Below are 13,852 nucleotides of genomic sequence, written 5' to 3'. Positions count from 1 at the left end.
GCCATGATTCGCGCACAGTTTCGGATCCGTCTTCCGGAGGGCATCTGGGTGAGAGAGATCTCACAGACGTTCCCCGACGCAACGTTTACGCTCCTGACGGGATACCGAACTGGCGAACGAGCGATCGAACTCGGTGAGATTCGTACGGAGAACCCGGACGCGAGCGTCGACGCGTTACGTTCTCATCCCGCAATCTCCCAGTTCGAACTGCTCGAGTCGGCCGACGGACGCGCACTCGGCAAGTACGAGACGACCGACACCGGCCTTTACGATTTCGTCGAACGGTCAGCACTCCCCGTCGAGTTCCCGGTTACCGCTCGAAACGGCTGGTTCGAATTCGACCTGACCGGGACGCGTGACGAACTCGACCGACTTCGGGCGACGCTCGAGGCTTCGGACGCGGCGTACGAACTGCAGTCGCTGGTGAGCACCACGGACGCGGACACGCTGGTGACTGATCGCCAGCGCGAACTCCTCGAAACTGCGATACGGGAGGGCTATTACGAAATCCCACGGGAGTGTACGCTCGCGGAACTCGCCGAGACGGTCGGGATCGATAAAGGGACGGCGAGTACGATTCTCCGCCGCGGCGAAGCGACTCTCCTCAAATGGTTTCTGTCCGGTCCGGAAACGAACGGCAGACGCGTTCGGTAGCACTCACCGGGATTCCACTGCGGCCCTGGGTGAGATCGCACGAGTCTGGCGTTACTCTGCGGTACTCTCGACGCCGACGGCTCGCACCGGCGCACCGTCGCTCGAGAGCGCGATCGGGTACGCTCGGAGTTCGAACCGTTCTCCGACTGCCTCGAGGCTCGTCAGGTTCTCGAGGATCAGCAGATCGTTGCCCAACAGCGCGTGGTGTGCCTGGAACCCCTCGGGCTCGTCCTCGCCGGCGCTCTCCGTCGGCGTCGGGTCGGGATTGAGCGCGTCGACGGCCACGTCGAACCCTCGTTCGACGCAGGTCTCGGCCGCTGCCGGCGAGAGGTAGGGGTGCTCGAGGTACCGGTCGGTCCCCCAGTGAGTGTCCCAACCGGTCCAGAACGCTGCGAGGTCGGCGTCGGCGTCGGGAACTCGAGCGGCGGGAATCGGCTCGCGGTCCCCGAGATCGCGGCAATCGATCCGGACGGCATCGAAGACGAACCGCTCGAGCGGGTACGCCTCGAGGGTCTTCCCGTCCGGATCGACGTGTGCGGGCGCATCGACGTGGGTTCCGGTGTGGCTTCCGCACCCGAGGGCATCAACGCGGACGCCATGGTCTTCGTGGGTCGCGTGTCGCCGGACGGTGACCGCGGGATCGTCGGGATACGTCTGCATCCCGGTCTCGATCGGCTGGCTCAGATCGACGTGCATACGCGGTATCGTGGGGCCGAGGCGGATAACGCTGTGTTCTCCCGAGACACTGCCGCGCTCGAGCCCCGATCTCGGGACGATAATTTATAATGGCTCTTGATAACGTGTGTGTATGCGACTCGAAGGCAAGACAGCGTTTATCACAGGTTCAGGGTCCGGTCTCGGCCGAGAAGCGGCCGAACTGTTCGCCGAGGAGGGCGCGACGATCATCGCGGCCGACGTCGATCTCGAGGGAGCCGAGGAGACGATCGATCGCGTCGAGAGCATGGATCGGGACGGGACCGCACTCGAGTTGGACGTTCGCGACGCGGACGCAGTCCATGCGGCCGTCGACGAGGCAGTCTCGGAGTTCGGCCTCGATATCATGCTCAACAACGCGGGGGTTAGCCACCAGCGCTCGAAGATCGAGGCGATCGACGAGGGCGAGCGCGACCGCGTCATCGACGTGAACGTCAAGGGGGTCTGGAACGGTTGCCACGCCGTGATTCCGCACTTCAAGGAGCAGGGATCGGGCGCGATTGTCAACACCGCGTCGCTGGCCGGGGTCATCGGCGCGCCGAAACTGGGTGCATACTCGCTGTCGAAGGGTGCGGTCGTCAACTTCACGCGGACGGTTGCGGCAGAGATCGGGCCGGCTGGCGTCCGGGCAAACGCGGTCTGTCCGGGCGTCACGGACACGGCGATGCCCCGCAAAAATCGAACCGAAGAGGAGTGGCAACAGGCCAAAGAAGAGTTGGCCAGGTACTATCCGCTCAAGCGACTCGGGGAACCGGAAGACATCGCCAACGCGATGCTGTTTCTGGCCAGCGACGAAGCGGACTGGATCACCGGGCAGGCGCTGATCGTCGACGGCGGCTTCTCCTGCTCGTAGTCGGCGGATCGGACGCGTTCGATCGGCGATCGGCGACCGCCGCCGCTCGAGCGAGGAGAAGCGTTTCGGTGGCGGCGATGGAATCGGCTGGTATGGCGACCGACGAATCCTACGTTCGACAGGCAATCGAACTCGCCGAATCGGCGGTCGAAGGCGGCAACACTCCCTTTGGCTCCTTGCTGGTCGTCGACGACGAACTCGTCCGGACGGCCGAGAACACCACGCTCACCGACGACGACATTTCGGCCCATCCGGAGTTCAAACTGGCCCGGTGGGCCGCGAGCGAACTCGAGCCGAGCGAGCGAGCGGCGTGTACGATGTACACCAGCACTGAACCGTGTCCCATGTGTGCGAGCGCGATCGTCTACGCGGGACTCGGCCGGGTCGTCTACAGCGTTACTGGCGACTCGCTCGCGGAACTCCGGGGCGACGGCGTGATCGAAATCCCCTGCGAGGAGGTCGTCGACCGGGCCGACGGTGAGACGACGGTCGAGGGACCGGTGCTCGAGGACGATGGACTCGCGGTCCACGACGCGTATTTTTCGCCGTAACGGCGAGACGGACCGGGTCGTCGGCGCTTCCACTGACTCTGCTTTCCACCATGCGGTGGCACGCGCTGTGTCGCGGTGAGTGCGAGGCGCGATGGGCGGAGCGCCTCGAAAGCGGAACGGGGAACGAAGTGACGCGTAAGTCATAGACGAACCGCGACACAACCTTGCGCGAGTGAATCGGCTAGGGAGGGCGTGGCGATTCCCTGTTGCCAGCATGAGCAAGACGCTCGTCGCCGGTCGTATCACTCTCAACCGAACCGCTTCATTCGAGAACTTCAGCGAAGAAACCACCTGTACTCGAGCCGCATCGAATAGATATCACAGTACTCTCCAGTAATTATAAGTCACGCCGTGCGAACATTCAAGCGGAAGCCGGTCTCCGAACGCACACGCAATGGGGCACGCATCGAAATGCCCCGGGTGCTAGAGCCACCCGAGACGTGGCTTCCAACCCGAGAGGGTCCGAAAGCCATGAACGCGTACATTCTACCGGGATATAAACGTCCCGCACGACAGTGGAATCAACTCCAACGACCAGCGACGACTCCGGACGCTCGAGACCGGCCGCGCCGACCGCGGAGGTCGCGATGACTGACGACGACGAGTCGTTCGAGACGTTTGAATCGTCGCTCCCCGACTGCCCCACCTGCGGTCGCTCCGTCTGGGTGGTATCCGTGAGCGGGCCGCTCGAGGCGACCGCCTCTCCCTGTGGCTGTGCTGTCGCTCCGGGCCGCCTCGAGCGCGAGTAACTGGGAATCGCAACCCGAACATTTTTATATTTTAGAAGTAGCTCTTGGTACAATGGCAGACGATGGGGTAATACACCGCCTTAACGCCATCATCATACTACTGGTCTGTATCCTCGCACTACTGCTGCTATCCGTTCTCCCAATGGCATTCGTTCCGTTCGGCATCATCGCGTTCATCATCACCTCGCCAGTGATTCTTCTGGCCATCTTGCGATTCTACAACTAAGCTCTGCAGCGGCGGGCAGGATGGGTCGTCGGTACTCGCGTACCAGTCGACTCAGTTCGCCCGTTTCACCGACCGATGCGTCGATTTGTCCCAGAACGTTGTCATCGGTGAGCCTGAACCAGCGGTCGAGAAGGGTGACGGCGGCTACGCTGACTGGGAGATCGTTTCGATTCACTGCCTCGGAGAAGACCTGATCAACCGTACCGTCGGCGTGCGTCCAGTGATCGAACACTGTGAGTTTCATCGCTCGACAAAGCGCACGACGCTCGGCACGATGTGAGCATCTCTCATCGCCCATCGATCGTCGAAGGGAGACTCTGAACCTGGCACCAAATCTTGTTAACACGCACCACGAATTGGGAGTATGCGAAATGGGGACGATGCAATTCCGATCGAGGCATTGGAGGACATCGAGTATCTTTCGCGATCTCCCAATCGCGTTATTATACTTGATACCCTTACTAAAGGGCCATATTCGCGCCGGGATGTGGCGGATCTGACCGACATCTCACGGACAACGCTTGATCGGATCGTCAACGAACTGGAAGAGCGTGACTGGGTACGACGAACCAAGGACGGCAACTACGTTGGAACGCCGATGGGGACACATCTCATGGCGCAGGTACGGCCGTTCATAGATTCGGTCAAAGCCATTCGGCGGCTTGATGAAGCAGTGGCTTGGCTCCCAGCCGACGAGTTGTCCATCGGGTTGCACCACTTCAGTGATGCATCCGTCCTGCGACCAGAACAGGACGATCCGATGGAGACGGTCGACTACTTCACCGATCTGATTCGAGAGACCACCGAGTTCCGCGTCTTAACGCATCTCGCACCGCCGGGACCGCTTGCACGGGCGATGCGTGACCGCATCACAGCAGGTCAATTGAACGCAGAGTACGTGCTCACCGACGAACTCATCGAGTACCTCCATGATCAGCCCGAGCGACGGGAACGCTGGAGGGACATTCTCGACGGAGGTGGCGACGTGGTCCGGGTCCAAGGTCCCATCCCTTGCAACCTGTGGATCTTCGACGATACCGTGTTGATCAAGAAGAGCGGTCCCGAACCCATCGAGGACTCATACGGCGTTCCAATCCAGAGCAAGAACGAGACCGTTCGGTTGTGGGCCCACAACGTAATTGACAGCCAACGGGCTGACGCAACTCACGTCAATATCGAGGCCTTCGAAGACGAATAATTAGGTAGATGAACTTCCCGCGACGAGACGTAGCTGTGTAAGAACACAGCCGGTTCCGACCGCGTTTACTCGACGTATCCGTTCACACCGTGGGCATTTACTTATCGGGTAATGGGATAGCAGTCGCCAACCTATCCATCAGTGTGCACTCGGAGTGAGTCTCGTCGTCCCATGACGCAATCTAGTCAGTGCACTCGACTGAACACGAGGGACCATACCGATGGTGATTCCACCAACCGATCGTCCGAATCCCGTTGAGAACAGCGAGATCCAGAATAAACACGGGGGGCGCTCGTCATGACGCTCGCAACCGTTCCCTGCTATGACCCCGAGAGCGTTCGCGATACGGGCTGCCGAGCGGTCGTCGTGGGAAGCAGTGTCGCCGGTCTGCTCGCCGCCAGAGTCCTCGCAGACCGGTTCGCCGCCGTCACGATCATCGATCGCGATCAACTCGCCGACGAGCCGGAGCCCCGACCTGGAGTTCCCCAATCAAGCCAACCGCACGGATTACTGGAAGGCGGCCGCGCAACCATCGAAGACCTGTTCCCCGGCTACTGTGACGCCCTCATTGACGCCGGCGGGGTTGCGGTCGATACCGGGTCAGACGTGGAGTTCTACGACGATGACATCGAACTCGCCCAGTCCGGGGTGGAACGTTCGATGTATTGTGCCACCCGGCCGCTGTTGGAACTGATCATGCGCCGCCGCTTCGCCGCCATTGAGGGCGTCGAGTTCCGGGGCGGATGCACCTTCCTCGACTACCGCCACGACGACCATCGGGGCGTCGTCGAGGGCGTCCGGATTCGAAACGAGTCCGGCAAGACGACCACGCTCGAAGCGAACCTCGTCGTCGACGCGACCGGTCGAACCAGTCGTACTCCCAACTGGCTGGCCGAGCACGGGTACCAGAAACCGCCGCTCGATGAGGTCCGCGTCGACCTGCAGTACGGGACCGTGCAGATCGAGCGACCCCCGGCAACCGGCGGACAGTGTTCCTCCCGGCGTCCCATCCCTACCGCCGAGGGGCGCTAGTCGTGCCGATTGAGGGCGGCCGCTGGATCGTGAACCTCCACGGGTTTCACGGCGATCACCCACCCGACGATATCGACGGATTCCGACAGTTCGCGGAGGGTCTGGCGACTCCGGCGGTGGCGGAACTGCTCGACGAGGCACGAGTCACCTCTGAGACCGTCGACAGGTATCCGATTCCGAGCAGCCGCCGGTACCGGTACGAGTATCTCGAGCGGTTCCCGGAGGGCCTCCTCGTCGTCGGCGATGCCATCGCCAGTTTCAACCCGATCTACGCGCAGGGGATGACCGTTGCCGCATTCGAGGCCCTGGTTCTTCACCACACGCTCGCAGACGGCGAGGACGCCCTCGCGGCGAGGTTCTTCGAGGCCGCGACATCCGTTATCGACATCGCGTGGTCAATGGGCGTCGGTCCGGACTTCGAATTCCCGGAGACCGAGGGACCACGGCCCAGCGGAAGCCGCTTCGCCGGGTGGTACGTAGGTCGGCTTAAGCGACGGGCCCGCCGAGACCCCGTCCTGACGGAAGCGCTCACCCGGGTGATCCAGTTCGAACGACCGCCGTCCTCGTTATTTCGTCCACATGTGATGTGGCGCGTGCTCTCGCCACTCTCCGGGTTGTTCAGCAGTGCGGAGGCCGAATCACAACCAGCTGAAGTTGCCAGCTCATCAAGCGAAAAATAAGGAATCTATAGCTATCGCTCCGCTGAACTCATGCTCTGTATTCATCAGGTGGGCTTTGATAGATCTCAGAAATGTCGATAGCTGCTCCGGTAACTGCTTGATATGTACGTATCGTGAGTTTCGTGACCAATTTTGAATAACAAAACGTATTACCAACTACTGGTAATGTCAAATATTGAGAACAGTCCGATTGACATCCGACCGGTAGCGTACCGCTGGCCTCGCTCAGCGCGGGGCGGTCGCCGTTTCGTCCTGAAGCACTGCCCGATAGCGCTCGCCCGCTGAATCGTCAGCCGCGAGCGCGTCCCGGATGGTCGGCGAAATCCAGTCGCGACTCCCGTCCGAACCGCCGCTCCCCGCACCGTCGGCGACCTGCCCGTCGAACCCGTCCGTTCGCAGGGCCGGCGGCAGGAACCGCTCGTAGACCGGGAGCCGTTCCCCGAGCGGGAGAGCCGCCGACGCGGCGATCTCCTCGAGTTCCCTGAGCGCGGGCCATTTGTAGTCGGGATTGATGTGGTCATCGGTGACCGGCGAGACGCCGCCCAGATCGTCGACGCCGCAGTCGATCAGATCTTTCGCGGGCGCGAGGTTCGGCGGCACCTGCACCGAAACCTCCTCGGGTAGGGCGACGCGGGCCATCGCCGTCACCTGTCGCATCGTCGCGAGATCGGGTGAGCCGTCCGACCAGCGTTCGTTATCCACCACGGGCTGGATGATCACCTCCTGGATGTGATCGTAGCGCTCGTGGAGTTCCCGAATCGCCAGCAGGCTCTCCGCGCGGTCCCGCCAGTTCTCGCCAATCCCGACGAGAATCCCGGTCGTGAAGGCAATGTCGAGTTCGCCCGCGTTTTTCAGGGTCCGTAGCCGCTGGCCGGGCACTTTGCGCCGCGGCCCGGCGTGGGCTCCGACCTCGGCAGTCGTCTCGAGCATCACGCCCATACTGGCGTTAACGTCTGCGACGGTCGCCATTTGCTCGCGGGTCTGATCGCCCGGGTTCGCGTGGGGGAGTAGCCCCTCCTCGAGTGCCACTTCACAGGCCTCGCGCAGGTAGCTGTGGATCGAGTCGTGGCCCCACTCCTCGAGCTTGGCGTGGATCTCGGTGTAGCGCTCGTCGGGGTCGTCACCGAAGGTAAATAGCGCCTCCGTACAGCCTGCGTCGGCTCCGCGTTGGCAGATTTCGCGAATCTCCTCGAGCGAGAGCAGGGAGGCCTGGCCCGGCGGGTCGAAATAGGTACAGTACGTACAGGTGTAGCGACAGGCCGTCGTGAGCGGAATGAACACGTTGCGCGAAAACGTCAGCGCCGACGGTGCGTCGACATCGTTCGGGCTGACCTGACGGAGCTCCTCGACGGCCGCATCGTCGACCGCGATATCGACGCCGTACTCACTCGCCCCGGGAAACATTACCTCCCAGTGTCGTCGCTCGGCACATAAGGGCTTCACTTCGCAGTGATATTCATGACAAGTAGACTTCACTCCGACGGTCGAGCATCGTCGCGAGCGACGCCGACCCGTCCGTCCCGATCGTCGAGTACGAGCCCGATTTCCCGGAGACGAGCGGGCGCACGATCGCTCTCGCGACCGTGGACGAGTACTTCGACGAGGTCCGCCGGCTCGTCGATGTCCGTGGCCAACCGGAACGAGTCGACCGTCTCGAGGCCGGCCCCGACCTCGCGAGCGATCTCGCGGTGGTCGAGATAGGAGGCTCCGTGGTAGTCCACGCGGAACGCGGGGTGGCGAACGACGAGCGCGTTCGTCCCACCGCCCCGCCCCGGTGCGATCGCGATGTCGGCCGACGTTGTGAGGAGCCGCTCGAGCGCATCGGGGGTCGCCAGTGCGAGGTCCGCCATGACGACGGCGACGGGGTCGCGGTCGGGATCGGGATCGCTGTCCGCGCTGTCTCCTTCGTTCCCGCCGTCGCTGCCGGGCAACCGTGCGTTGACCGCCTCACTCAGCGGCCGCTCGTCGACCGCGACTGCGGTGACCGCGGCGACCTCGCCCGGGAGCTTGAGGGCGTCGAGCTCGAGCGGTGCGGTCGAGACGACCGTCGGCTCGTGGCCCGCCGCGACGATCGCACGCAACACGTCGACGAGCATCGCGCGGGCGAACCGCGAGCGCTCACTCGGAGAGAGTACGGACTCGAGTCTAGTCTTCGGCGTCTCGGCGGCGAACGGGACCACGACGCGCATCTGAATCTGGTTGCGGTAGTCCGGGCGCGCTCAAAAGCACGTCGGAGTGCTATCGGTCGATAGCGGGCGATCTGCTCGCCGAAAAGCAGTATCGATCGTCGTCCCCCCTGACACTGACACGAGTGTGGCGCTCGCGCCGTCGAATACAAAAGAACGGCGGCCTAGAACAGCGGCTCGAGTTCGTCCTCGTCGTCCTCGACGAGTTCCTCGAGGTTCTCCTCGCTCTCCTGTTGGATGTCGTCGATGTTGTCCTGTGCCTCGATGGCGACCTGCTGGAGTCGCTTGATCCGCGGGACGTTCGTCACGCCCGACAGCAGGATCGCCGCGGACACCTCGGGCTCCTCTCGGGGGAAGTCGCCACCGCGAACTTCCATGCTGCCCGTTTCCTCCTCGAGCCACTTGCGGCCGCGTTCGATGCCTTTTCGATTCAGATACTCCGGTGGACCAGAGAGCACGAGCAGGGCGCGCTCCGTGCCTTCGATCTCACAGGGGAGTGTGAGCCGGCCGAGTGCGGCCTTGCGAACGAGGCTCGTAATGCGGTTGGTCGTGTTCGCAGCGTCGAGATCATCGTCCGTCCCGCCGCCACCGTCGCCGGTGAACCGCGAGAGCAGCCCGCCGCCCGAGTTCAGTTCGACTTCCTCGGAGGCGTAGCCGACGGTGGAGACGCCACCGCCGGAGAGCGTGTTGATGATCTCAGAGGAGTCGACGACGCTCTCGGCGACTTCCTGCCCGTCGCCGACCTCGCCGGCACCGAAGAGGACGCCAAAGCGGCGGACGATCTCCTCGTTGATCTGATCGTAGCCACCCTCGACGGACTCGCCGGTCTGTCGCCAGGAGTCGTTGTCGAAGACGAGTAGGTTGTCGACTTCGCGGACGAACGTCTGGAAGGACCGTGCCGCGTTGAGAGTGTAGATACCGCCTTCGTCCGTGCCCGGCAGGACGCCGAGCCCGTAGACGGGGATCGTGTAGATTCGCTTGAGGTGTTTGGCGAGGACCGGCGCGCCGCCCGATCCGGTGCCGCCGCCCATCCCGGAAACGATCAGGAAGGCGTCGACCTCGTGGGTCGGGATCTGGTCGATGGCGTTTTGAACCTCGTCGATGTCCTCCTCGGCGACTTCCGCGCCGAGTTCGTTGTCAGCACCCACGCCATGGCCCTTTACCCGGGCCTGGCCGATGAGTACGCGGTTCTCCTGTGGAATATTATCCAGACCCATGAGGTCCGCTTTCGCGGAGTTGACAGCGATCGCTGCCCGGACGATTCCGCTACCCGTCCGATCGTCGTAATCGAGGAATCGATCGACGATTTTGCCACCGGCCTGTCCGAATCCGATCATCGCCAACTTCATTGTTTGTTAGGGGCTCCGTTGAATTGGTAACAGTGCAATGGAGGATATAAATCTTGTGCAACCCTGACTTTCTCGATTAATTTACTATTGCACCTAACCGACGGAACAAGGCGGTATTCGGCCTATTCTCGTGCTCGAGAAAAAAGTAATTACTCCGCCTATAGGTATTTTTATATTACGTATGAGCAGAGAGTAGAACTATTGAGAGAGTGAGGCGGCGACAACGTCAGACCGCTTCCGGCCGTTTTTCCCGGTGACTGGTCCGCTCGAGGCCGAAATACGATCCGAGCGTCCGCAGGTCCGCCGGATCGCGGCCGAACACGGTCACGTCGTTGTCGTCGACCGTGTTGTCGAACTCGAGCGATCGGGCCTGATCAGAGCCGAAGGGGATGAACGGTAGCGAATCGGCCGCCGAGAGGCCGAGTTTCGCCAGCCCCATCGGGATCGTGACGATCGTGACGTCTTTTCCCTCGGCCGCGTAGACCAGTTTCGTGACGTCCGCGAGCGTGGCGATCTGTGGCCCGGCGAGTTCGTAGGTCTCACCGATGTGGGACTCGTCTTCGAGCGCATCGGCCAGCATCGGGGCGAGATCACCGATCCAGATGGGCTGGAACCGCGTTTTTCCGCCGCCCGGTAACCCAGTCACGTACGGCGTCGTCAGCGTCTTCGTGAACTCGACGAACTCCGCACCATCGCCGAAGACGACGGACGGACGGACGATCGTCCACTCGAGCGTGGACTCCCTGACCACTGTCTCGGCCTTGCCCTTGGCGCGGATGTAGGCCGTCTCACCGTTCGGATCGGCACCGAGCGCGCTTATCTGGAGGAATCGGGAGACGTCGCCGGCTTCGGCGGCCCGGACGAGGTTCTCGGTGCCCCCGAGGTGGACCGCCTCATGACCCGGGCTGCCGCGGGGCTTGTAGAGCGGCGAGAGCGAGACGAGGTTGACGACAGCGTCGTGGTCCGCCACCGTGTCAGTGATCGAATCGTAGGCGCTGACGTCGCCCATCGCCGACGCGACGCCGTCGGGGAGTCCCTCGCCGTCCGGGGATCGAGAGAGCGCCGTCACCTCGTGGCCGCGCTCGACCAGTTCCGAACACAGGTTCGTGCCGATGAAGCCGGTGCCACCAGCGACGAGGACGTTCATGGACGGAATATGACCCCGCAGCGATAAATAGGTGGGCGGCTACGTGAGAAGGCGACTCGAGGCTCGACGGATTGTGCTACATCTAAATAGTGCTCTCCACGAGGTGGGAACATGCTGGTCACGCTCGAGGGACTGGACGGCAGCGGCAAGACGACGATCTGGGAGTCCCTACAGGACCGGTACCCCGACACCGTGTTCACGCGCGAGCCGACGGACGACTCTTGGTACGGCGACGCCGTCTACCGCTCGATCGAGGACGACGACGCCGACCCGCTGGCAGAACTGTTCCTCTACACGGCCGACCACGCCGACCACCTCTCGCGGGTGATCGAACCCGCCCTCGAGCGCGGCGATCTCGTCATTTCCGATCGGTACTCGGACTCTCGCTTTGCATACCAGGGCGCGACGCTTGCGGCGGCCGACAGTCACAATCTCGACGACCCGCTCGAGTATGTCGTCGACATTCACCGGCCGTTTTCGATCGAACCGGATCTGACGATCTACCTCGATCTCGATCCCGAGACCGCCGCGACCCGCGCGGGAACAACGAACAAGTTCGAGCGAGCCGAGTACCTCGAGTCGGTCCGCACGAACTACGAGCGATTGATCGAACGCGACCCCGACCGCTTCGTCCGCGTCGACGCGACGCAGTCGCCGGATGCGGTGCTCGAAGCGGTGACGGACGCGCTTGCCGCGGCAGTGGCAGAGTCCAGATAGTTGCTCGTTGGCCTTTCATTTCCTCGACTACCCGCGTTCTCGAGCGGGATCTCGACGATCGATTCGGGCAAAGCCTTTAGTCGTGGCATGGTGTACCACACCGCCGATGGTTCACGCGTTCATCATGGTGAAGACGGCCGCCGGAAAGTCCGAGGGGCTGCTCGCGGAGATCAACGGCCTTGACTCGGTCACCGACGCACACATCGTCGCGGGCAACTACGACATCATCGCGGAGGTCGACGCGCCGGAGGTCTACGACATCCTCCAGACCGTTTCCTCGAGTATTCAAGGACTGGGGGGTATCACCGACACGAAGACGTACATTGCAATGGGGTGACGGACAGTGATACGGACTACTGTAAGTCAGTTCCGGCGCATTCGCGACCCGCCATGCGGGTGCGCCGGTACACAGTTACAGCAGACCGTATGACCCGTCCCCGCGGAGACGGATCGTCGCGGCCGTCGATCGGCGTTCGAACCCGCTTTTGCCGTCGAAATCACCCTTCGGGTTGCCCCGTCCGATCGAACCCCTCCCATGGTAATCGGGGACAAACTTATTCACCGGTGCCGATGTACTTCCGTTCATGCGGTTCGTGATTATCGGGGCTGGACGGGTCGGTCTGCGCACAGCACGCGTCTTGCGTGACGAAGACCACGAGGTGACGATGGTCGAACGCGACGAGCCGACGCTCAGACGCGCCCGCGATCAGGGATTTCCCGTCGTCGATGGCGACGGCTCCCGCGAAGACGTTCTCGAGGAGGCTGGTATCAGGGATGCCGACGCCATCGGTGCGCTGACCGGCGACCTTAACGTCAATTTCACCGCTTGCATGATCGGGAACCACTACGGCTGTCGAACCGTGATGCGGATCGACGAAGCCTATCGCGAGGGGATCTACCGCAAGTACGCGGATCAGGTCGACGAGATCATCTACCCCGAGCGCCTCGGCGCGATCGGCGCGAAAAACGCCCTGCTTGGCGGAACGATCCGCGCCATCGCCGACATCGCCCCCCACCTGCAGGTCGTCGAACTCACGATCACCGACGTGGCCCCCGTCAACGGCTACACGATCAGCGAACTGCACCTCCCCGCCGATGCGACAGTCCTCGCCTTCGGCAAGCGCGACCAGGACCTCGAGATTCCCACCGAAGACCTCTCGCTCGAGGACGATGACCGACTCGTCGTCCTCGCAGACTTCGATGTCCTGAGCGAGGTCCGCCAGCTCCTCGTTGGCGAGACGGCGCCGCGTGCTGCCGCGAACGCGGGCGAGAACTCGAGTTCGGCGGCGACGGAACTACTCGAGACGGAAACGGACCCTGATTCGGAGACTGACTCCGACACTGGAGGTGTTAACTGATGGTTACAGCGTTCATCATGATCAAGGCGAATACGGGCGAGGCGGATCGACTCAGAGACAACATCGAATCCATCGACGGCGTCCAGTCGGCCCACATCGTTGCCGGTGACGTCGATCTCATCGCGAAAGCGGTGGTCGAGACGCCCGCCGAAGTCAAGGAGATCGCGGCTACCCATATCCAGACTATTGCGGGCATCGAGGATACGCAGACGTACATCGCGATGGACTAGAGGACCGAACTTTTGCGCTGTCGTTCGAGAGAGCTTCGCTCTCTCGTGACTGAGCGAATCGAAGATTCGCGAGGTCCGCGAAACCGAAGGTTTCGCTTGATGACGAGACGCCGAAGGCGTCTCGAACCACGTGCGGTCGCTTCGCGACCGCACTCGGCAAAACTTCGATGAAAAGCACTCTTCTTTCCCCACCAGCCGCGCTCCGCGC

17 protein-coding genes and 1 pseudogene are annotated in these 13,852 nt (G+C 62.6%); 13 read left to right on the top strand and 5 right to left on the bottom strand.

Annotated features, from left to right (window positions below):
- The first annotated feature begins 3 nt into the window (after positions 1 to 3).
- Positions 4 to 654 (top strand): helix-turn-helix domain-containing protein, encoded by a 651-nt coding sequence (locus K6I40_RS15245; RefSeq protein ID WP_222919872.1) that lies wholly within the window; start codon positions 4 to 6, stop codon positions 652 to 654.
- Between the two features lie 51 nt (positions 655 to 705).
- Here the strand turns inward: K6I40_RS15245 and K6I40_RS15240 are convergent, their stop codons facing one another.
- Complete coding sequence (locus tag K6I40_RS15240) at positions 706 to 1,350, bottom strand: cyclase family protein (RefSeq protein ID WP_222919871.1); 645 nt, start codon at positions 1,348 to 1,350, stop codon at positions 706 to 708.
- 112 nt (positions 1,351 to 1,462) lie between these two features.
- On the opposite strand from K6I40_RS15240, the gene K6I40_RS15235 reads away from it, so the two are divergent.
- The 8 genes and pseudogenes from K6I40_RS15235 to K6I40_RS28505 all read left to right on the top strand — a co-directional run bounded on the left by K6I40_RS15235 (position 1,463) and on the right by K6I40_RS28505 (position 6,657).
- Positions 1,463 to 2,221: an SDR family oxidoreductase gene (locus tag K6I40_RS15235; RefSeq protein ID WP_222919870.1), complete on the top strand. Its 759-nt coding sequence runs from the start codon at positions 1,463 to 1,465 to the stop codon at positions 2,219 to 2,221.
- 92 nt (positions 2,222 to 2,313) lie between these two features.
- Entirely contained in the window at positions 2,314 to 2,772 is a 459-nt protein-coding gene (locus K6I40_RS15230) for a nucleoside deaminase (RefSeq protein WP_222919869.1), read from the top strand.
- Positions 2,773 to 3,287: 515 nt separating this feature from the next.
- Positions 3,288 to 3,521: a hypothetical protein gene (locus K6I40_RS15225; protein ID WP_222920493.1), complete on the top strand. Its 234-nt coding sequence runs from the start codon at positions 3,288 to 3,290 to the stop codon at positions 3,519 to 3,521.
- 52 nt (positions 3,522 to 3,573) lie between these two features.
- Positions 3,574 to 3,747: a hypothetical protein gene (locus K6I40_RS15220; protein ID WP_222919868.1), complete on the top strand. Its 174-nt coding sequence runs from the start codon at positions 3,574 to 3,576 to the stop codon at positions 3,745 to 3,747.
- Between the two features lie 85 nt (positions 3,748 to 3,832).
- Positions 3,833 to 3,954, top strand: a pseudogene (locus K6I40_RS15215) (IS5/IS1182 family transposase); the annotation flags it as partial.
- Positions 3,955 to 4,234: 280 nt separating this feature from the next.
- Positions 4,235 to 4,945 carry a hypothetical protein gene (locus K6I40_RS15210; RefSeq protein ID WP_222919867.1) on the top strand — a complete coding sequence of 237 codons (711 nt, stop codon included), beginning with the start codon at positions 4,235 to 4,237 and terminating at the stop codon, positions 4,943 to 4,945.
- A gap of 297 nt (positions 4,946 to 5,242) precedes the next feature.
- Positions 5,243 to 5,977 (top strand): hypothetical protein, encoded by a 735-nt coding sequence (locus K6I40_RS28510; RefSeq protein WP_255682073.1) that lies wholly within the window; start codon positions 5,243 to 5,245, stop codon positions 5,975 to 5,977.
- Positions 5,978 to 5,979: 2 nt separating this feature from the next.
- Positions 5,980 to 6,657, top strand: coding sequence for a hypothetical protein (locus K6I40_RS28505; RefSeq protein ID WP_255682072.1), 678 nt, complete (start codon positions 5,980 to 5,982; stop codon positions 6,655 to 6,657).
- Between the two features lie 225 nt (positions 6,658 to 6,882).
- Here K6I40_RS28505 and cofG read toward each other — a convergent pair whose 3' ends face one another.
- The 4 genes from cofG to K6I40_RS15185 all read right to left on the bottom strand — a co-directional run bounded on the left by cofG (position 6,883) and on the right by K6I40_RS15185 (position 11,339).
- Positions 6,883 to 8,061 carry a 7,8-didemethyl-8-hydroxy-5-deazariboflavin synthase subunit CofG gene (cofG, locus tag K6I40_RS15200; RefSeq protein ID WP_222919866.1) on the bottom strand — a complete coding sequence of 393 codons (1,179 nt, stop codon included), beginning with the start codon at positions 8,059 to 8,061 and terminating at the stop codon, positions 6,883 to 6,885.
- Positions 8,062 to 8,129: 68 nt separating this feature from the next.
- Entirely contained in the window at positions 8,130 to 8,846 is a 717-nt protein-coding gene (gene cofC / locus K6I40_RS15195) for a 2-phospho-L-lactate guanylyltransferase (protein WP_222919865.1), read from the bottom strand.
- A gap of 161 nt (positions 8,847 to 9,007) precedes the next feature.
- Positions 9,008 to 10,192, bottom strand: a complete 1,185-nt coding sequence (locus K6I40_RS15190) for a tubulin/FtsZ family protein (protein WP_222919864.1) — start codon at positions 10,190 to 10,192, stop codon at positions 9,008 to 9,010.
- A 226-nt stretch (positions 10,193 to 10,418) separates the two neighbouring features.
- The gene (locus tag K6I40_RS15185) at positions 10,419 to 11,339 is read right to left on the bottom strand and encodes a complex I NDUFA9 subunit family protein (RefSeq protein WP_222919863.1); all 921 of its coding nucleotides are present in this window, start codon (positions 11,337 to 11,339) and stop codon (positions 10,419 to 10,421) included.
- 111 nt (positions 11,340 to 11,450) lie between these two features.
- Between K6I40_RS15185 and tmk the strand changes: the two genes are divergently transcribed.
- The 4 genes from tmk to K6I40_RS15165 all read left to right on the top strand — a co-directional run bounded on the left by tmk (position 11,451) and on the right by K6I40_RS15165 (position 13,644).
- On the top strand, positions 11,451 to 12,056 hold the full coding sequence (tmk, locus tag K6I40_RS15180; RefSeq protein ID WP_222919862.1) for a dTMP kinase: 606 nt from the start codon (positions 11,451 to 11,453) through the stop codon (positions 12,054 to 12,056).
- Positions 12,057 to 12,162: 106 nt separating this feature from the next.
- Positions 12,163 to 12,393: an Lrp/AsnC ligand binding domain-containing protein gene (locus K6I40_RS15175; RefSeq protein ID WP_222919861.1), complete on the top strand. Its 231-nt coding sequence runs from the start codon at positions 12,163 to 12,165 to the stop codon at positions 12,391 to 12,393.
- Positions 12,394 to 12,640: 247 nt separating this feature from the next.
- A complete protein-coding gene (locus tag K6I40_RS15170; protein WP_222919860.1) occupies positions 12,641 to 13,414 on the top strand; it encodes a TrkA family potassium uptake protein in 774 nt (257 codons plus the stop codon).
- Positions 13,414 to 13,644 (top strand): Lrp/AsnC ligand binding domain-containing protein, encoded by a 231-nt coding sequence (locus tag K6I40_RS15165; protein WP_222919859.1) that lies wholly within the window; start codon positions 13,414 to 13,416, stop codon positions 13,642 to 13,644. The genes K6I40_RS15170 and K6I40_RS15165 overlap by 1 nt, the downstream gene beginning before the upstream one ends.
- Positions 13,645 to 13,852 lie beyond the last annotated feature (208 nt).

Source organism: Natrinema sp. SYSU A 869 (assembly GCF_019879105.1).
In the GTDB taxonomy this organism is placed as follows: Archaea; Halobacteriota; Halobacteria; order Halobacteriales; family Natrialbaceae; genus Natrinema.
The sequence above is the reverse complement of the archived record's forward strand: the minus strand, read 5'-3'. Positions and strand labels throughout refer to the sequence as shown.